Here is an 18,315-nt window from a genome sequence, read left to right as displayed (position 1 = left end):
TTTCTTCCTCAGCCGGGCGCGGACCCGAAGATCTCGTTCTGTGGCGGGAAACTCTGGAAGTCGAGTGCTTCGAAGCCATAGTCGGCGGGCAGCTGCTGCGGTGCGGGGGTGTGGAACAGCAGTGAATCGGCGTGCATCCGGTTCCCCGAGGCGTTGGCGTACGCGTTGTACAGCTCCAGCGCCCGGCGCTGCGCTTGCGGAATGGAAGCCAGCGGACCGGCGGCGACGAAGTCGTCGACCTCCTTGAGCACGGCCATGCCGAGACAGAAGGTCAGCAGATCCTGCGGCTCGGCGACCAGACCGGACTCGGTCCGGACCACCCGGTACGGCTTGGGCATGGCTTCGAGCAGGTCTCCGGCGTAGATGACGAAGTCGGCGACGTCCGTGCCCGCGATGTCGAGTTCGAGGATGCTGGGACTGAGGAGATAGTTGAGGTAGCCGAAGATCTTGGGGTTACGGCTGAAATAGAACAGGCAGGCGGCTTCTTCCTCGGCGCGTGCCCCGGCGTCGATCTGCCCGGCCAGCCGCGACATGACCGTGCCGTAACAACCGGAGTCGACCAGCGCGACACGTTCGGGCTCGAACCACTCACCGTGCGGTAGTCCGAGCACGTCCGCGAGGGCGCCGTGGTCGGCGCGTGAGGCGTGGGCGAGACGGATGTCGAGACCGGTGGACAGTTTCAGGTCGAGCCGCCGCGCCGTGAGGTACGTCGTCAGCATGTCGCGCGCGAGGAAGAGCACGTGACGGCGACGGCGGTGCACGCACCATCGGACGACCCAGTGCGCGAAGGAGACCCAGAGCGGCAGCCACGGCCGGACTCGCCAAAGGAACCGTTCGATCGCCGAGCCGGCGCCGTCCGCGAGGGGGTGGCCGCGACCGGGATCGATGGCGTGGCACACCTGCGCCAGCTGGACTTCGGAGAGATCGCCTTCCCCGCGCATGGTCTGGATGAATTCGCGGATGGCGTCGTCCATCGCGGGGGCGGGGGAACCCGTGATGGCGCACCATCGCGCGATCCAGTGCTCGCCTATTCCGGCCCACGCGGCCGACGCGCTGGCCGCGTCGGGGCCGGGACATTCGGTGAGCAGGCCGGTCAGCCACGCCGGGACGTCGCCGGCCGGCACGCGAGGGGCCGCGGCCAGCACGGCCGCGGCACCTCCTCTTCGGGACGGTATTTCACGCTCTTGGGGCATGACCCTGACCCTTCCGTCGGAGGTACCGGAAGCGTCACGCCGCATACCTGGTGCAGCAGGGAAGAACGATGTACCGGTGGGTGACGCTCAAGTCCACCGTATGAGGGCATGGGGACCGTGGCGATCACTTCCGCGCACGGTCCTGTCCATCATCCGTACCCCGAGCGAAAAGGCCCGACGAGGCGGCGCAAGGTATGCGAAGGGGCTTCACCGAACCGGTCACGATAGGTGGCCGCGAACCGCCCGAAGTGGAAGAACCCGTGCCGTTGGGCGACCTGTGCCACGGTGACCGCGTCGGGCTCGCCCGCGGAAAGGTCGGCGTGGGCGCGTTCCAACCGGACATCGCGAAGATAGGCGTTGGGAGTGGTCGCCAGATGCCGCTTGAACCCCTTCTCCAGCGCGCGCACGCTCACCCCGAGCTCGCGGGCGAGGCTCGTCACCGAATGATGCCGGTGCGGTTGCCCGTCGATCAGCCGGGTGGCCTCGCGAATGGTGCGTGAAGACACGAGTTTCGCTTCGCCGGTCACGACGTCCCAGTAATTGTGCTTCTGTGAGGCCAGAAACGTGGTCATCAAGCCCTGTTCGACGGAATCCGCGACGGCTTCGATCTCCAGCGCGCTGTCCGTGTCGTCCAACGACCCCACGTAGGCCGTCAAAGCGTCATACCATCCTTTGGCGGGCTGACGACCGGTGTTCAGCGTCTCCTCGAATCGCAACGGCTGCGGCAGTGCGCGCCCGAGCATCGCACTCAACCGCATTTCCAGCATTCCGCGGTCGATGATCACCATCAACTGTGCGAACTCCCGCGACCAGCCGGCCTCCAGCACGGAACCGGGATTGCACACTTCCCCGGTGGTGGCCGCACTGCCGGCCACCGGGACGGCGATCAGGAAGTGCTGGCGGGTACAGCCGATCCGCAGTCCGGCCGCGGCCGGACAAGCGACGTAGGCGACCGTGAAGTTCTTCGTCCGCCGGGCGTGCACGCGGACCTTCGACGCCGAACGCGCGCGGAACCGGCATTCCCCGAAGAGGCCGGCGAGACATGTCCGTATCTCCTCCGGGTCTTCCGAAACCAGCAGCATGAACTTTCCCAGCGGTGTGTCCATTCGAGTCCCCCTTGAGGACACCGGAGGCGGATCGTTCCTGACGGCGCTCCTTCCCGTGTACCCGGTCGGGTGGGATGACCTGGACGGGACGGGCAAATCCGACCGAACAGCCTAAGCGGCAAGATCGGTCGTATCGGGCTAACCACTCCCGCGCGCTCTAAACGCGTCGATTCCGGTCAACCGGCCTCGGACGCGGACACCCGCTCGGAGTACTCAGCGCTGACGAACAAGCCCCGAGCACGCAAAAGCAAAGCCCACGCGCACCTTCGCTCCCATACTGGCCGTCCAGCCGAGACGAGGAGCACCGAATGAGCCGTGACGACACGTCGCTCGCCAAGAACGTCCTCGGCGTGCCGGGCATCGTCTTCCTCGTGCTCGCCGCGGTCGCGCCCTTGACCGGGATGATCGTGATCGCGGCCATCGGCATCGCGGTCGGGAACGGCGGCGGCATGGTCGCGGCGTTCCTGCTGGCGACGGTCGTCCTGCTGCTGTTCGCCGTCGGCTACGCGCAGATGTCGCGAGTGCTCACCAGCGCGGGCGGCTTCTACGCCTTCGTGGTCAAGGGGCTGGGCAGGACACCGGGTCTCGTCGCCGGATTCGTCGCGATGCTCGGCTACAACTGTTTCGTCGCGGGCGCGATCGGCACGAGCGGGTTCTTCACCTCCACGGCGATCGACGACGTCTTCGGCGTGAAACTCGATTGGCTGTTCTGGAGCGCGCTTTCAGTCGTGCTGGTCCTCCTGCTCAGCCGCCGGGGAATCGCGGTCAGCGCGAAGGTCTTGGGTGTCTCGCTGATCCTCGAAGTGGCGATTCTGCTGATCATGGATTTCAGCGTGCTGTTCCGGCACGGCTTCTCGTTCGCCGCGTTCAGCCCGTCCGTCATGTTCCAGGGAGCGGGCGGGCTCGCGTTGTTGTTCGCCGCCAACGCTTTCATCGGGTTCGAGGCGACGGCGCTGTTCGGCGAGGAGGCGAAGGATCCCAAGCGGACGATCCCGCGGGCGACCTACATCGCGATCGGGTTCATCGGGGTGTTCGCCGCGTTCACGACCTGGGCCGTGGTCAGCGCGATCGGCGCCGAGCAGGCGCAGGACGTGGCCGCCGCGCACCTGTCGAGCGGGGATCTCGTGCTATCGGTCGCGCAGGAGTACCTCGGCGGCCCGTTGACGAAGGTGATGTTGCTGCTTCTGGTGGTCAGTCTCTTCGCGGCGCTGCTGGCGCTGCACAATTCGGCCACCCGCTATCTGTACGCGCTGGGCAGGGTCGGCGTGTTGCCGCGCCTGCTGGGCAAGACCAGCCCGGGCAACGGCGCGCCGCGCTACGCCTCGATCGTCCAGCTCGGGTTCGGTTCGCTGGTGGCGCTGGCGTTCCGGCTCGCCGGACTCGACCCGGTCGCCGACCTCACCGCCAGCATGACCGGCTTCGGCACGCTCGGGATCCTCACCCTGCAATTGTTCGCGGCGGTGGCGATCCTGGTCTACTTCCGCCGCACGCGGGATCGCCGGGTCGTGAAGACGCTGATCGCCCCCGGCCTGGGCGCGGTGGGGCTCGGGCTGATCGTGACGCTGGCGATCCTCAACTTCCCGACGCTCGCCGGCTCGAGCAACGGCGTCGTCCCGCACCTTCCGTGGCTGCTCCTGGTGGTCGCGCTGGCCGGGCTCGCGCTCGCCGGCTGGCTGCGGCGGTTCCGCCCTTCGGTGTACGCGGCGTTGGAGACCGACCTGGAACGCGAGCCGTCAAACGTTGTTGGTCAGTGAGAGGTTGAACGAATAACGCGAGGCCCGGTAGACGTGCCACCCGTATTCCACGACCTTGCCCGACTCGTCGTAGGTGGTGCGGCGCATGGTCAGCAGTGCGGCACCCGGCTTCTCGTCGAGCAGTTCGGCGTCCTCCTCGGTCGCCTGTCGGGCACCGACGTTCTGCTGGGCCGCGTGCAGTCGGACGCCCGCGGAGCGCAGTAGCTGGTAGAGGCCCTTGTCCCGCAGCTCGTCGTCGGCCGGGGCGATGAGGCCGTCGGGCAGATAGTTGTTCATGATCGCCAGCGGCTCGCCGCCCGTCGAACGCACCCGCTTCAGGCGCCGGACGTGGGTCAGGCCCGGCGCCTCGAGATACTCGATCGCGTCGTCACCCGCGGGCTCGACCCGGTTGAGGAGGACGACGGACTCCGGCTTGTCGCCGATCTCGCTGAGGTCGTCGAAGAGGCTGCTCAACCGCAGCGGCCGCGCGACCTTGGTGCGCACGACCTGCGTGCCGACCCCGCGTTTGCGGACGAGGAGCCCCTGGTTGACCAGTGACTGGATCGCCTGGCGGATGGTCGGCCGCGAGAGGTGCAGGCGCGCGGCCAGATCGAGTTCGTTGTCCAGCCTGGCGCCGTTGGGCAGCCTGCCGTCCTCGATGGCGGCGCCGATCTGCCGGGCGACCTGGGAATACAGCGGCTCCGGACCGTTCGGATCCACCACGATCTCGCCGGGCGCCCAGGGTTTCATGCGCGGAGCCTACCGCGACCGGCCACTATGACCTTATGTCCATATGTCTTGACAAAGTCTCTCGAGCCTTGCGATGGTCGGAGGACCACGCGAGCCGGGAGGTACGAAGGTGTCGGACACAGTGCGCCGGATCGTCGCCGCGCGGGTGCGCGATCCGGGGGCCGTCGCGGTGGCCGCCGCCACCCGCGTCCGGGCGAAGACCCCCTTCAACGACAAGGGCCGCACGATGATCATCGCCGCGGACCATCCGGCGCGCGGCGCGAACGGCGTCGGCTCCGATCCGCTCGCGATGGCCGACCGCGGCGAACTGCTCGACCGCCTCGGCCTGGCGCTGGAACGTCCCGGGGTCACCGGAGTGCTGGCGACGCCGGACATCATCGACGACCTGCTGCTCCTCGGCGCCCTCGACGGCAAGACCGTCATCGGCTCGATGAACCGCACCGGGCTCGCGGGATCGACTTTCGAGATCGACGACCGGTTCGCCTGCTACGACGCCGAAACCATCGAGCGGATGCGCTTCGACGGCGGCAAGACGCTCACCAGGATCTGCCTGACCGATCCGGCGACGCCGAGCGTCCTCGAGAACACCGCGAAGGCGGTCAACGACCTCGCCGACCGGAAACTGATCGCGATGGTCGAGCCGTTCCTCGCCGACTGGGTCGACGGACGGCTCCGCACCGACCTCTCCCCCGACGCCGTGATCCGCTCGATCACCATCGCCTCCGCGCTCGGCCGTTCGTCGGCCTACACCTGGCTGAAACTGCCGGTGGTGCAGGACATGGAGCGCGTGCTGGCCGCCTCGACGTTGCCCGCTGTCCTGCTGGGCGGCGAGGTCAAGGACCCCGACGCCGCCTTCGCCGCCTGGCAACGCGCGCTCGCGCTGCCGACCGTGCAAGGCCTCGTGGTCGGCCGGTCCCTGCTCTATCCGCGCGACGGTGACGTCGCCAAGGCCGTCGACACGGCCGTCGGACTGCTGTGAACACCTGTGGAGGACAACGCGTGAAGACCATCGACCACTGGATCAACGGCGCCGGGACCACGGCGGGCTCCACCCGCACCGCCCCGGTGTACGACCCGGCCGCGGGATGCGCGCGGTCGGAGGTGCTCCTCGCGGAACCGTCCGATGTGGACATCGCGGTGGCCGCCGCGGGCAAGGCGTTCGAAACCTGGGGCGATTCGTCGTTGTCTCAGCGGACGAAGGTGATGTTCGCCTTCCGCGAGCTGCTGGTGAAGCACGAGGACGAACTCGCCCGGATCATCTCCGCCGAGCACGGCAAGGTGATCGACGACGCGCGCGGCGAGATCGTCCGCGGCCGCGAGATCGTCGAGTACGCCTGCGGGATCGCCGACGCGCTCAAGGGCGGCTTCTCCGACCAGGTCTCGCGCGACGTGGACGTGCACGACTTCCGGCAGCCGCTCGGGGTCGTCGCCGGGATCACGCCGTTCAACTTCCCGATCATGGTGCCGCTGTGGATGCACCCGATCGCCATCGCGGCAGGCAACACGTTCGTCCTCAAGCCCAGCGAGCGCGTCCCGTCGGCGTCCCGGCTGGTCGCCGAGTTGTACGCCGAGGCAGGGCTTCCCGACGGCGTGTTCAACGTCGTCAACGGGGACAAGGTCGCGGTCGACGCGATCCTGGAGCATCCCGATGTCGCCGCGGTGTCGTTCGTCGGGTCGACCCCGATCGCCAAGTACGTCCACGAACGCGCGACGGCGACCGGCAAACGCGTGCAGGCGCTCGGCGGGGCCAAGAACCACGCCGTCGTCCTGCCCGACGCCGATCTGGAGTACGCCGCGAACCATCTCACGGCCGCCGCGTTCGGCTCCGCCGGGCAGCGCTGCATGGCGATCTCCATCGGGGTCGCCGTGGGTTCGGCGGGCGACGGACTGGTCGAGATCCTCGAGCGCAAGGCCGCCGAGATCAAGGTGGGCCCCGGGCACGAGGCGGGCAACGACATGGGCCCGGTGGTCACGGAGGCAGCGCGGCGGCGGGTGATCGACTCCGTCGCCCTCGGCGCGGAGCAGGGCGCGACCGTGGTCGTCGACGGCCGGGACCTCCGGGTCGCCGGGCACGAAGAGGGTTTCTTCGTCGGACCGTCCCTTTTGGACCACGTGACCACCGAGATGGCCGCTTATCGCGACGAGATCTTCGGGCCGGTGCTCGGGATCGTGCGGGTGTCCACACTGGACGAAGCGATCGCGCTGATCAACGCGAACCCGTACGGCAACGGGACGGCGGTCTTCACCGGCAGCGGCGAGGCGGCGCGGCGGTTCCAGCGCGAGGTGAAGGTCGGCATGATCGGGGTGAACGTGCCGATCCCGGTGCCGATGTCGTACTACTCCTTCGGCGGCTGGAAGGACTCCCTCATCGGGGACAGCCCGATCCACGGCCCGGCGGGCGTCCGGTTCTACACGCGGGCGAAGGTCGTCACGACCCGGTGGCCGCATTCCGCCGCAGGTTTCCACTTCCCGACCTCGAGCTGACGACCGCGTTTCGTCCTCTGAATGCGCTTCGGGGCGGGGTGAAGGGGCCTTTCACCGCATCTGACGCAGCGAAGGCTCCCTTCACCCCATCCGGCGCCCGCGCCTCACCTGTCGCGAAAGCCACTTTCAGGACATCACACGTCGCGAAAGTGGCTTTCGCGACACGGCCCCGATCTCGAAGCACTCACGAAATCGGTGAGGGATCAGCGCACCTCTTGCCGTTGCCGCTTCCCGACGATCCGCCAGCCGACCGCCAGCACCACGACCAGCACCGGGATCGAGTAGAACGCGATCTTCTCGGCGCCGTCGGAGAAGCCCATCAGGACGACCACCAGCGCGAGGAAGCCCAGCGTCGCCCAGCCGCTGTACGGCGCCCAAGGCATCCGGTAGGACGGCCTTTCGAGCTCTCCGCGCAGCGCCGCCTGGCGCAGCCGCAGCTGGCAGAAGATCAGCGTCGCCCAGGTGGTGATCACGCCGAGCGAGGCGATCGCGATCGCGATGTCGAAGGCGTCCTTCGGCACCAGGTAGTTGAGCACCACGCCGAGCACGTAGGCGCCGGAAGTGAACAGGATGCCGCCGTAGGGCACGTGACGGCTGCTCATCCGGCCGACGAACTTCGGCGCTTCGCCCTTGTCCGCGAGCGCCCGCAGGATGCGGCCGGTCGAATAGAGGCCGGAGTTGCAGCTCGACAGCGCGGCGGTGAGCACGACGGCGTTCATCACGTCGCCGATGCCCGGGATCCCGAGGCGGCTGAACACGGTGACGAACGGGCTTTCGCCGCCGTTGTAGAACGGCCACGGCAGGAGCATCGCCAGCAGCAGCACGGATCCCACGTAGAACACGCCGATCCGCCAGACGACCCCGTTGATGGCCTTCGGCAGCACCTTGCGGGCGTCCTTGGTCTCGCCGGCGGCGATACCGACGACCTCGATCGCCGAATACGCGAAGATGACCGCCTGCAGCGTCATCAGCGCGATGCCGATACCGGCCGGGAAGAATCCATTGTGGGCGGTCAGGTTGTGCACGCCCGCCGTGGTGCCGCCGATGTCGGCGCTGGTGAGCACCAGCCCGGCCGCGGTGACCAGGAAGACCACGATGGCCAGCACCTTGACCACCGAGAACCAGAATTCCAGCTCGCCGAACAGTTTCACCGAAAGCAGGTTCACCACGATCAGCACGCCGAGCGCGACCAGCGCGGTGATCCACTGCGGCACGTCGGGCAGCCATTTGTGCACGTAGATGGCCACCGCGGTGATCTCCGCGATCCCGGTCATCGCCCAGTTCACCCAGTACATCCAGCCGGAGACGAAACCCGCCCACGGCCCGATGAACTTGCGGGCGTAGGTGACGAAACTGCCGGAGGTCGGCTGGTGGAGCACCAGCTCACCGAGGGCACGCATCACGAAGTACGCGGCGATACCGCAGAGCGCGTACGACAGGACCAGCGACGGCCCCACCTGGTGGAGCTTGCCTCCGGCACCGAGGAACAACCCGACGCCGATCGCGCCGCCGATGGCGATCATCTGCACTTGGCGGTTGCCCAGTGCTTTTGAGTAGCTTTCACCTTTTTCGGTGAGCAGCGAGGAATCCATGGTTGCCAGACGCTAGAGCGTGTGCGGCAGGTCACCAACAGTGCTAAGGAAGACTTAAGGTGTGCGGGACGTCACTCTGGTGGTTTTACTGGAATTTCCCTTTTCGATTTGACAAGTTCACCGGCGAACCCCGATCTTCGCGCGCGAAGGAGCGCTTCTACGCTACGGCCGTGGACCTCGCAGCGCTGCTGGACCGGATCGCCGACGACGTCGCGCCGGAGATCGGCCGCGGCTCCGTCGCGGACTACATCCCCGCCCTGGCCAGGGTCGAACCCGGGCGGTTCGGCATGGCGGTGGCCGAAGTGGACGGTGGACTGCACGGCGTCGGCGACTGGGAGACGCCGTTCTCCATCCAGAGCATGTCGAAGGTCTTCACCCTGGCGCTCGCGCTCTCCCACGGCGACGGCGTGTGGGAACGGGTGGGCCGCGAGCCGTCCGGCAACCCGTTCAACTCGCTGGTGCAGCTGGAGAACGAGGACGGGATCCCCCGTAATCCCTTCATCAACGCGGGCGCGCTCGTGGTGACCGACGAACTGGCGCACCACGGCGACGCGGCGGAGACGCTGCTTCGGTTCCTCCGCGAGGAAAGCGGCCACGCCGGCATCGGGATCGACACCGAGGTCGCCGAGTCCGAGGCCGCCCACGCCGACCGCAACCGCGCGCTCGCGTATTTCATGGCGTCGTACCGGAACATGCGCCATCCGGTGCCCGCCGTCCTCGACCAGTACATGCGCCAGTGCTCGATCGCGATGAGCTGCCGCGACGTCGCGCGCTCGGCGGTCTTCCTCGCCCGGCACGGCGTGCGCAACGACGGCACCAGGCTGCTCGAGCGGAGCGCGGCCAAGCGGGTCAACGCGGTGATGCTGACCTGCGGCACCTACGACGCCGCGGGCGAATTCGCCTATCGCGTCGGGCTTCCCGGCAAGAGCGGGGTCGGCGGCGGCATCGTCGCGATCGTCCCCGGCCGGTGCGCGATCTGCGTGTGGAGCCCGGGACTGGACCCGCGCGGCAACTCCGTCGCGGGCGTGGCGGCGCTGGACCGGTTCACCACCCTGACCGGCTGGTCGATCTTCTGATCGGTTTGAACCCGTGACGACGGGGAAAACGCCGGTGTGCAGACGTTTCTCCCCTGTCCCGACTTCCGCGCCTCCGCTTCCGTGCTCGACCAGCGGCGGCTCGGCAAGCAACGGGTCGAGACGATCCAGGTGCTGCGCGCGCTGACGGTGCCGGGGTACGGCTGGCGGCACCACCCGGCCGCGGCGATGTGGGCGGGCTACGAGGAGGCGCTCGTCCGGTACGGCTTCGACATCTGCGAGGTCTGGTGCGCGACCGGCCGCCAGGACACCTGCCGCGACACGCTTCGGCTCGATCTGCTCAGCGCCACCGGGATCCACGAGGTCCGCACCCAGGACCGCCTCGCGGACGCGCAGGAGCTTCCGCCGTGGCTCGGCGACCCGGATTTCCACCGCGGCCACCAGTCCGCGCTCGTCCGCAAGGAACCGGAGCACTACCGCCCGAAGTTCCCGGACGTCCCCGACGACCTGCCCTATGTCTGGCCAGCGTCGGACCGGCCACGACGAGAAGGAGTGCGATGACCGAGCGATTCCGCAAAGGCGACAAGGTCCGCTGGAACAGTCACGGCGGGCAGGCCGAAGGTGAGGTCCTGAAGGAGATCACCTCCGACACCGAGGCGGGCGGCCGCACGGTCCGCGCGTCCGAAGAGGAGCCGCAGTACCTGGTGCGCAGCGACAAGAGCGGTGGCGAAGCGGTGCACAAGCCCGAGGCACTGGAGAAGCTGTGAGCGAGGACAAGTGAAGCGGCGAGCGAACTCGAAAAATGGCTGAAGACGAGTCCCGCAGGCGGGGCAGCACAAGGACGAAGAGCACATGCGCAAGGTGATCGGCTACGTGCACCGGCACCTCGCGCAGCGCCCGTCCGGCGACATCGAGGACACGACCTGGCGGCACTCGCTGATGAGCTGGGGACACGACCCCTGCAAGCAGCTCAGCTACTCGACGGCCGCCCCATCTCGTGCCCGGGCCGCCCCTCGGTACGCCTGCTGCGCTTGATCCGCTCTTCGTGCAGGTGAAGGCGCCCTCCGGTGAGGTCTTCGGCGACGCCCCGCGTCATGTCGCGGTAGGCCGCGTAGTAGCCCTGGTCGTACTCCTCGATCACCTGGAAGGTCCACCGGTCCGGCAGCACGTTGAGCCCGATCAGCTCGGTCTCGATGCGCTCGGCCCAGTCCGCGTGGCCTGCCTTCCGGAGCCCTTCGACGGCCTCGCCGAGTGCGAAGTCGGCGGTTCCCGTGAGGTGGTGGAACGCATACAGGTGGCCGCGCGCCTGTTCGACCGTTTCGAGCGCGAAGACCAGCTTGCCGACCGCGTCGACGGTCGCCTCGTCAGGTTCTGGAGATGAGTCCGGCATGCCGGTGAATGCCCCGGAGCCGGTGTTTCTACACCCCGGCGTCGTACCGCGTCCTGGCGTCGTTGATCTCGTTGATATGGGATTCGGCCCAGTCCCGGATCACCGCCAGCGGCGCGGTGAGGGTGCCGCCGAGCGCGGTCAACGTGTACTCGACCTTCGGCGGCACCGTCGGATGCACCGTGCGCGTGACCAGACCGTCGCGTTCGAGGCCGCGCAGGGTCTGGGTGAGCATCTTCTCACTCACCCCGTCGATCGCGGTGCGCAGTTCGCTGTAGCGCTTGGTCCCCGTGGAGAGGCAGCCGACGATGAGCGCGGTCCATTTGTCCGCGATGCGGTCCAGGACCTGTCGCGAAGGGCAGGGCGCGCTGTACACGTCGGCCGGCCGCCCGTCCGGCAACCAGGCCAGCACCTGGCCTGGAGTGCCTGGACGGGGACGGCGGCGGGATGGCTCCGGCATGCCCCGACGTTATCCGGTGACCTGGCCGGCGGCCCAGATCCGGCGTGACTCGGGCGGCAGGACCCGGCCGAACACCTGCCCGGCGAAATGCCCGCCCGCGAGGATCGTCCGGTCGTCCTCGATCTCCTTCAGCAACTGCTCGCGGGTGGCGACGCCCTCCGCCGGATCGACGTCGAACGCGAACGTCCAGTGGCTTTCGGTGATCTGCACCTGGCAGTGCATGACGTCGCCGAGGACGACGACGCGGCGGGGGTCCTCCCCTGCCGGATCGGTGACCACGACGCTGCTGTGGCCGGGCGTGTGCCCCGGCGTGGCGAGTATCCGCACACCCGGCGCGACGCTGTCGCCGTCGGGGAAGAACCCGATCACGTCGGCCAGCGGCCGCTGGACGGCGAGCGGATCCGGACCGACCGGGTCGTTCGTGCCGGACCAGTGCGCCCATTCGCGCTCGCTGACGAGGTGCCGCGCCGACGGGAAGGTCAGCCCGGTCGCCGGCTCGGCCGTGCCGTCCGGGGTGGGCGCGACGTTCGTCGTCCAGCCGACGTGGTCGTGGTGCAGATGCGTGTAGATCACCGTGTCGACGTCTTCGGGTGTCACGCCCTCCGCGGCCAGTGCGTCGAGCAGGCCGCCGCCGTGGAACTCGGCGGCACCGGGCAAGGCGAAGTCGGCGGGGCCCAGCCCCAGGTCCACCAGGACGGCCCGGTCCCCGGTGCGGATCAGGAACGAGCCGATGCTGACCGGGAACCATCCGCGTTCGTCGAGGAACGCGTCGTGGGCCGCCCAACCGGACGGGACGCTCGATGGCAGGAAAACGGCGGGGTTGAGCCAGGCATGGCCGTCAGGCAGGTAGGTGACAGTGGTGCGGCCGACCCGGATCTGGGACCTGGCAGCGGGTCTTGACATGACGTGTTCTCCCTTGTGGACGGTGAGCGTTGCTGTGACTCACTTTCGGGGAGCCGCTCTCCAAAGGGAAGTACGCACTTGCAAGTGCGTTTAGCGATGGCTTTCGATGGCGATCCGCGCGAAGGAGCGGATCAGCGGGTTCTCCCGCGCGGTCACCCAGGCGACGACCAGCGGACTCGGTGGCATGTCGGCCAGCGGCACCCAGGTCAGCCCGTCGGGCAACGTGTGGCCGAGCGGCGCGATCCCGGCCGAGCCGTTCCAGAGGACGGCCTGAAGACATTCGCCGACCGTGCGCACCACCGGCCCGGCAGGACGCCCTCCGATGGGCGTCGCCCCGTTCCAGTACTCGCGCCACCGCGGATCCGTGCCCTCCGGCAGCTGGAACCAGGGTCGATCGGCGACGTCGGCCAGCCGGAGCGACGTACGACCGGCGAACGGATCACCGGTGCGCACCACCAGCCCGACCGGGTCGGTACGCAGGACACGGACGCTGAGGCCCGTCTCGTCGAACGGCGACCGGGTCAGCGCGACATCCACCAGCCCGGCGCGTAGCCCGGTGGTGGGATCGGTGAAATCCGTCTCGCGGAAGCGGATCGAGACCTCGGGATACCGTCGCCGGAACGCCGCGGCGAGCCGGGTGCCCGACTCCCCCGCACCGTCGGCCAGGGTGCCGACGGTGAGCGTCGCGGGCCCCGCCGCCTCCAGCACCCGGGCGCGGGCGCGATCGGCCTGGTCCAGCAGGGTGCGGGCCTCGGCGTACAGGGTGGTTCCGGCGGGGGTGGGCTCGACGCCGGCGGCCGAGCGGAGCAGCAGGACGACGCCGAGGTCGTTCTCCAGCTGACGGATGGCCCGGCTCAGCGGCGGCTGGGTCATGTGCAGCCGCACGGCGGCCCGGCCGAAGTGCCGCTCCTCGGCGACGGCCACGAAGTAACGCAGCAGACGAAGCTCCATCACCAGCGATGATACCCATCAGGTATCGGGCGGTGGAGATCGGACTTGGACGGTGCGCCGGGAGCGGCCCGAAGGTGGGGTCATGCCCTTCGAACCCCTCACCCACGAACCCGCCGTCGAACCCGGCCAGGCCCGGGAAATCGCCCGGGATCTCGTGGTGATCCCGAATCTCGGCGTCGACCTCGTCCCCAACATCGGGGTCATCGGCGGTTCCCACTCGGTGCTCGTCGTCGACACCGGCCTCGGTCCTCGCAACGCCGAGAGGGTGCTCGCCTTCGCGGCCGAGCACGCCCGTGGCCGCAGGCTGTACCTGACCACCACGCATTTCCACCCCGAGCACGCTTTCGGCGCACAGGTCTTCGCGGACGAGGCGACCTACCTCGTCAACAGCGCGCAGGCGGCGGACCTGGTCCACAAAGGACCGGGCTATCTGGAGATGTTCCGCGGCCTCGGCGCCCCGGTCGCGCGGGCGCTGGACGGCGTCACCCTGGCCACCCCCGACGTGGTCTACGACGACGCGTACGAACTCGACCTCGGCGGACGGGTGGTGCGCTTGGAGGCCACCGGACGCGCCCACAGCAAGGGCGACCAGGTGGTGACCGTGCCCGACGCGGGCGCGCTGTTCACCGGGGATCTGGTCGAGACCGGCCAGTTCGCGATCTTCCCATGGTTCCCGCCGCACGACACCGACGTCTCGGGATCGCGGTGGATCGAAGTGCTGGGACGGCTGGCCGCCGCCGCGCCGGACATCGTCGTCCCCGGCCACGGCGACGTCTCCGGACGCCGGATCCTGACCGACGTCCGCGAGTACCTCGAACTGCTGCGGGACGAAACCTGGTCACGGCGCGACTCGGCTCTTCCCGAAGAGACCATCGCGGCGGAGGTCGAAGCGCTGATGATCGACCGGCACCCCGAGTGGGAGGGCCGGGACTGGATCGCGAAAGGCGTCGGGTGTTTCTGCGCCGACGCCGGATGAATCCGACGTGGTTGCAGGTAGGTGGTTCGCTCGTGGCGCCGTCGGGGCTCGTCGCGAAAGCCACTTTCGGGACATCACACGTCTCGAAAGTGGCTTTCGCGACGCGCGTCCAGACCGGCGAGGCGGAAAGCCGACGTTGCGAACGTGGCTGTCGCCTGTTAACGGATCATTTGAAGATCGCGATGGGGTGAACGACGAGTTCACCGGTTTCGGGGTCCCAGTCCTCGACCTTGCCGAGACACCGCGCCCGGAACGCGCCGGAGGGCGCGGTGTCGCGCAGGTCGCTGGTCACGCAGGTGAAGCGGATCCGCCTGCTCCGCCCCGGATCGTCCGGATTCCCGTACGGCGCCACGAAAACCGTCTCGGTGTCGGTCTGGGAGCGTTTACGGAACAGGCCCTTCACCGAGACGAACGCCTCGACACCCCGCAGCCGGGTCTTGAGCTGCCGGGTGCTCTCGGGGCCGTCGGCCCAGCCGAGTTCCTTCACCAGCGCCCGGTTGTGGACCAGTTCCTGTTTCGCCAGGTCCACGTAGATGATGTCGTGGTGCTTCTCGAGCACCTTCGTCACGATGCCGATCACCGTGATCGGCTCGGCCTTGCGGATGTACCGCCGGAACTCCTCATCGGTGTCGGTGCGCTCGGTTTCCCCTTGCAGCGGGCCGAATCCGCCCGAGCCCCAGAACCGCCAGCCCCGGCTCTTCCGTTTCTCGACCTCCTGTTCCAGCGCCTCGTTGTAGCGATGCAACTGGTAGAGCCCCATCACGGATTTCGTGTGCAGGTAGAAGGCGATGCCCCGGATCATCCCCTGGTCCCCGTCGGATCGGGCGCGGCGCCAGTGCTTCACGAAGACGACGGCCGCGACGAGGAAGGCGGCCACGGTCAGCACCCAGACCACGAGCCACAGTCCCCAGACGTCCCACCACAGATTATCGGCAACCACGGATCTCCTTGAAGGCCTTGAGCAGGGATGTCGCGTTCGCGTCGACCATCCGGCCACCGGTGGCCACGGCCGCGCGTTCCAGTTCGGCGGGATCGGCCTCGCCGTACCGGATGGTGTACGTGCGCACGCCCGGATCCCTCGGCACGCGCAGGAATTCTTCGATGCCCGGCCCGGTGTTGTTCTCGCCGTCGGTCATCAGCACGATCGAGACGCTCCGGTCCGGCTCGGCGCGGCGATGGGCGCCGGCCTTCGCGTAGGCCTCGCCGAGCGCAGACCAGACCGCTGTGGCGCCGTCGAATTCGTCGGCGGCGATGAAGGCCCGTAGCGCGTCGAGATCCTGGGGCCCGCCGACGGCGAATTCCCTGTCCCCCAATACCTTTCCGCCGAAACGGAGGACGGTGAGCCGCTCGCCGCGGTAGAAGCGGTCGAAGCCGCCGTCCGGCCCACCGCTCAGCCCGGCGAAGGTCGCGCGGAGCGCCGCGATCCTCGGGCCCTTCATCGAACCGGAGAAGTCCAGCACGAAGATCACGCGTCCGGGAGCACGGCCGGCGGTGGCCGCGTAATCGTCGAGGAGCTTGTCCACGACCGCCTGTTCGTCGGGGAAGTACAGCGAGTTCCCGGTCGAGGCGGGCAGCCTCGGATCCAGCCCCACGTCTCCGGTGACCGGCCGCCGGAGGGTCTGTTCCATCAGTTTCTTCTGCGTCGCCGGGCTCCTGAGCCAGGAGACGAGCTTGTCGTACACCTCCCGTTTGGCCGGGTCGAGCAGCAGGACCGGATAGTCGGACTGGACGATGCCGTCGCGCGGGTACACCAGTTCCAGCGGTGTCTTGAGCCTGCCGCTCGCGTTGAGCGAGAGCAGCGTCGACTCGTACCCGATGATCGCGTCCACGTCCTGGCGCTCGGCGAACCGCTCGGCCACCGCGGCGGAGGTGTCCGCCGTGAGCGTGTGCCCGGTGCGGAAGCCCTGGAGCTTGTCGCATTCGACGTCCTGGAGACGCAGCGCGGCACCGGTGCCTGCGGCGGCCGTCGCCACCCCGACGAGCGAGGTGAGCCCGCTGGTCGACTTGGCCGGATCCGCCATCGCGAACCGGAAGCCGCCACCCGCCGCCGCGTCCGCCAGATCCGCCCACGAGAGCTTCCCGTCCGGTTTGCCGCGGCGCAGTTCCGCCGCCTTCGCCGGGGTGATCCCGACGATGACCGGCGACACCATGGTCTTGGTCGCGAGCGGCCGCTCCCCCTTGTCGCCCGATTGCCGGAGCTTGAGCTGGAAATACCGGTCGGTGGAAAGCCACGCGAGATCGTGTGTCGCTTTCCCCGGCGCGAGGGAAGCGCTCGCGTCGACCGTTCCCCGGAAATCCATTTCCAGTTCGATTCCCGTTTCCCCGCGGAGGTCGTCGAGAATCGGCCCGAGGTCGGCCAGTTCGGAACTGGCGAGCACGCGCAGTTTCACCTTCTCGCCGCCGCTCGTACAGGCGGCGACCACCAGGAGCAGGCAGCACAGGACCGCGAGCAGCCGCTTCACGGGCAGTCCCCGACCGTCTTGATCATCTCTTCCAGCACCAGGTTGTCCGGCAGCGGCGTGGTGCTGTCGTTGTCCGCGGTCTCCGGGGTCGGCAATCCCTGCGCGCGCAGGAAGTCGTACAGCCGCGCGCTCTTCGTGCTGCCCGCGGGGGTCGCGACGCCGAACCCGAGCTCCATCGCGCGGCGCTGCAGCTCGGGATCGAAGGTGATCAGCTCGCCCAGCCGCTCCGCTTCCGGCTTCAGGGCGAGGAACTGCGGTTTCGTCAGGATGTTGTCCTTCGGGTACAGCAGCACCCGGTCGTGGTCCGGCTGCCCGCTCTGCGCCTTGGCCCGCAGCTGCATGGCGAGGTACTGGTGCTCGTAGATGACGACGATCGGCTTGTCACCTTCGGCGACGTTCGCGTAGGACTCCGAAAGATCGGACGACGGGAAGCCCTGGGCCGCAACCAGGGGTTTGATCCGCTTGGCCAGCTCCTTCGCGTTCGTGAGGCTCGGCGGCCCGGCGGACTGAGGGTCGACGACCGGGACCTGACGGCCGTTCTCCAGGAACGCCAGCAAGATCAGGTACGTCGCGCCCGAATTCGAGTCGCAGATGTTCGACGTCTGCGCCAGCACCCGGTTGCCGTTGGCGGCGCCGTGGTCGCGGACGCCCAGCGAATCCCAGCTCTCCCCCCGCTTCATCACCTGGACGAACTTGTCGGTGTCCAGCGTGTAGTAGAGGTCCTGCCCCGGTGCTTTCGCCGCGATCCCTTTGGCCGCCAGCGTTTCCGCGTAACGGCGGTACGTGGCCAGTACGATCGGGCTGGTGAACGGCTGCCGCGCGGAGCCCGTCCACTCGTCGGCCCTCGACCGCCGGACGAGACCGGCGGCGGGTTCGCCCGAGAGGAACACGAAGTCGTACTGGCTGAGGTCGTGTGTGGCGATGTCCCGTGATCCAGTCCTGGTCACGTGGACCCGGATGTGGTGACGCATCAGGATTTCCTGGACCTTGGCGTCCTCGAAGAGATCCGATTTCGAGCCCATCTTGCCGCGCAGGACCAGCGTCTGCTGGAACGGCACCACGACGGTTCCGCTCACGAGCAGGACGATCAGGCCGCTGACGGCCAGCACCAGCGCGGGCCCGAAAGTGCGGAGAAAACGACGGCGCAGAAAGAACGCCGAAGGCTTTGGTCGGATGGTGAGCTGGGGTTCTTCACGAAGCGAGCTATCGGTGGTCACCGATTTCCTCCCCGAATGTCCGGCAAGGCCTATTTTACCGGGGGGCACCGACGAAAAAGCACGTCTC

Annotated in this window: 18 protein-coding genes and 1 pseudogene; 8 read left to right on the top strand and 11 right to left on the bottom strand. The window is 68.4% G+C overall.

Annotated features, from left to right (window positions below):
* Positions 1-8 precede the first annotated feature (8 nt).
* Both NQK81_RS40845 and NQK81_RS40840 read right to left on the bottom strand, forming a co-directional pair.
* On the bottom strand, positions 9-1,145 hold the full coding sequence (locus tag NQK81_RS40845) for a hypothetical protein (RefSeq protein ID WP_257485764.1): 1,137 nt from the start codon (positions 1,143-1,145) through the stop codon (positions 9-11).
* Between the two features lie 197 nt (positions 1,146-1,342).
* Positions 1,343-2,299 carry an AraC family transcriptional regulator gene (locus tag NQK81_RS40840; RefSeq protein ID WP_257485763.1) on the bottom strand — a complete coding sequence of 319 codons (957 nt, stop codon included), beginning with the start codon at positions 2,297-2,299 and terminating at the stop codon, positions 1,343-1,345.
* A 308-nt stretch (positions 2,300-2,607) separates the two neighbouring features.
* Between NQK81_RS40840 and NQK81_RS40835 the strand changes: the two genes are divergently transcribed.
* On the top strand, positions 2,608-4,053 hold the full coding sequence (locus NQK81_RS40835; protein ID WP_257485762.1) for an APC family permease: 1,446 nt from the start codon (positions 2,608-2,610) through the stop codon (positions 4,051-4,053).
* On the opposite strand, the gene NQK81_RS40830 is transcribed toward NQK81_RS40835, so the two are convergent.
* The gene (locus tag NQK81_RS40830; RefSeq protein ID WP_126734152.1) at positions 4,033-4,782 is read right to left on the bottom strand and encodes a GntR family transcriptional regulator; all 750 of its coding nucleotides are present in this window, start codon (positions 4,780-4,782) and stop codon (positions 4,033-4,035) included. The two genes, NQK81_RS40835 and NQK81_RS40830, sit on opposite strands and share 21 nt — an antisense overlap.
* 109 nt (positions 4,783-4,891) lie before the next feature.
* Between NQK81_RS40830 and NQK81_RS40825 the strand changes: the two genes are divergently transcribed.
* Both NQK81_RS40825 and NQK81_RS40820 read left to right on the top strand, forming a co-directional pair.
* The gene (locus NQK81_RS40825) at positions 4,892-5,761 is read left to right on the top strand and encodes a Cgl0159 family (beta/alpha)8-fold protein (protein WP_257485761.1); all 870 of its coding nucleotides are present in this window, start codon (positions 4,892-4,894) and stop codon (positions 5,759-5,761) included.
* 20 nt (positions 5,762-5,781) lie between these two features.
* Positions 5,782-7,266, top strand: coding sequence for a CoA-acylating methylmalonate-semialdehyde dehydrogenase (locus tag NQK81_RS40820; protein ID WP_257485760.1), 1,485 nt, complete (start codon positions 5,782-5,784; stop codon positions 7,264-7,266).
* 203 nt (positions 7,267-7,469) lie between these two features.
* Here the strand turns inward: NQK81_RS40820 and NQK81_RS40815 are convergent, their stop codons facing one another.
* Complete coding sequence (locus NQK81_RS40815) at positions 7,470-8,858, bottom strand: amino acid permease (protein WP_126734155.1); 1,389 nt, start codon at positions 8,856-8,858, stop codon at positions 7,470-7,472.
* Between the two features lie 170 nt (positions 8,859-9,028).
* On the opposite strand from NQK81_RS40815, the gene NQK81_RS40810 reads away from it, so the two are divergent.
* The 4 genes and pseudogenes from NQK81_RS40810 to NQK81_RS40795 all read left to right on the top strand — a co-directional run.
* Positions 9,029-9,934 carry a glutaminase gene (locus NQK81_RS40810; RefSeq protein WP_257485759.1) on the top strand — a complete coding sequence of 302 codons (906 nt, stop codon included), beginning with the start codon at positions 9,029-9,031 and terminating at the stop codon, positions 9,932-9,934.
* A 36-nt stretch (positions 9,935-9,970) separates the two neighbouring features.
* Positions 9,971-10,453: an MSMEG_6728 family protein gene (locus NQK81_RS40805; RefSeq protein WP_257485758.1), complete on the top strand. Its 483-nt coding sequence runs from the start codon at positions 9,971-9,973 to the stop codon at positions 10,451-10,453.
* Entirely contained in the window at positions 10,450-10,659 is a 210-nt protein-coding gene (locus NQK81_RS40800; RefSeq protein WP_257485757.1) for a hypervirulence associated TUDOR domain-containing protein, read from the top strand. Before NQK81_RS40805 ends, NQK81_RS40800 begins: the two co-directional genes overlap by 4 nt.
* Positions 10,660-10,732: 73 nt before the next feature.
* Positions 10,733-10,858 (top strand): annotated as a pseudogene (locus tag NQK81_RS40795) (DUF3140 domain-containing protein); the annotation flags it as partial.
* 4 nt (positions 10,859-10,862) lie between these two features.
* Here the strand turns inward: NQK81_RS40795 and NQK81_RS40790 are convergent.
* The 4 genes from NQK81_RS40790 to NQK81_RS40775 all read right to left on the bottom strand — a co-directional run bounded on the left by NQK81_RS40790 (position 10,863) and on the right by NQK81_RS40775 (position 13,593).
* Positions 10,863-11,282: a hypothetical protein gene (locus NQK81_RS40790; RefSeq protein ID WP_126734158.1), complete on the bottom strand. Its 420-nt coding sequence runs from the start codon at positions 11,280-11,282 to the stop codon at positions 10,863-10,865.
* Positions 11,283-11,310: 28 nt separating this feature from the next.
* Entirely contained in the window at positions 11,311-11,739 is a 429-nt protein-coding gene (locus tag NQK81_RS40785; protein WP_257485756.1) for a winged helix-turn-helix transcriptional regulator, read from the bottom strand.
* Between the two features lie 9 nt (positions 11,740-11,748).
* Positions 11,749-12,642: an MBL fold metallo-hydrolase gene (locus tag NQK81_RS40780; protein ID WP_257485755.1), complete on the bottom strand. Its 894-nt coding sequence runs from the start codon at positions 12,640-12,642 to the stop codon at positions 11,749-11,751.
* 90 nt (positions 12,643-12,732) lie between these two features.
* Positions 12,733-13,593, bottom strand: a complete 861-nt coding sequence (locus NQK81_RS40775) for a LysR family transcriptional regulator (protein ID WP_257485754.1) — start codon at positions 13,591-13,593, stop codon at positions 12,733-12,735.
* An 82-nt stretch (positions 13,594-13,675) separates the two neighbouring features.
* Between NQK81_RS40775 and NQK81_RS40770 the strand changes: the two genes are divergently transcribed.
* A complete protein-coding gene (locus NQK81_RS40770) occupies positions 13,676-14,569 on the top strand; it encodes an MBL fold metallo-hydrolase (RefSeq protein WP_257485753.1) in 894 nt (297 codons plus the stop codon).
* Positions 14,570-14,735: 166 nt separating this feature from the next.
* Here the strand turns inward: NQK81_RS40770 and NQK81_RS40765 are convergent, their stop codons facing one another.
* Genes NQK81_RS40765 through NQK81_RS40755 form a run of 3 tightly spaced genes read right to left on the bottom strand, consistent with a single transcriptional unit; the run spans position 14,736 to position 18,248 of the window.
* Positions 14,736-15,509, bottom strand: a complete 774-nt coding sequence (locus NQK81_RS40765) for a hypothetical protein (protein ID WP_126734162.1) — start codon at positions 15,507-15,509, stop codon at positions 14,736-14,738.
* Positions 15,496-17,031 (bottom strand): vWA domain-containing protein, encoded by a 1,536-nt coding sequence (locus NQK81_RS40760; protein WP_257485752.1) that lies wholly within the window; start codon positions 17,029-17,031, stop codon positions 15,496-15,498. Before NQK81_RS40760 ends, NQK81_RS40765 begins: the two co-directional genes overlap by 14 nt.
* Positions 17,028-18,248, bottom strand: a complete 1,221-nt coding sequence (locus NQK81_RS40755; protein ID WP_257485751.1) for a hypothetical protein — start codon at positions 18,246-18,248, stop codon at positions 17,028-17,030. Before NQK81_RS40755 ends, NQK81_RS40760 begins: the two co-directional genes overlap by 4 nt.
* Positions 18,249-18,315: the final 67 nt, after the last annotated feature.

It is taken from the genome of Amycolatopsis roodepoortensis (assembly GCF_024628825.1).
Classification (GTDB): domain Bacteria; phylum Actinomycetota; class Actinomycetes; order Mycobacteriales; family Pseudonocardiaceae; genus Amycolatopsis; species Amycolatopsis roodepoortensis.
The sequence above is the reverse complement of the archived record's forward strand: the minus strand, read 5'-3'. Positions and strand labels throughout refer to the sequence as shown.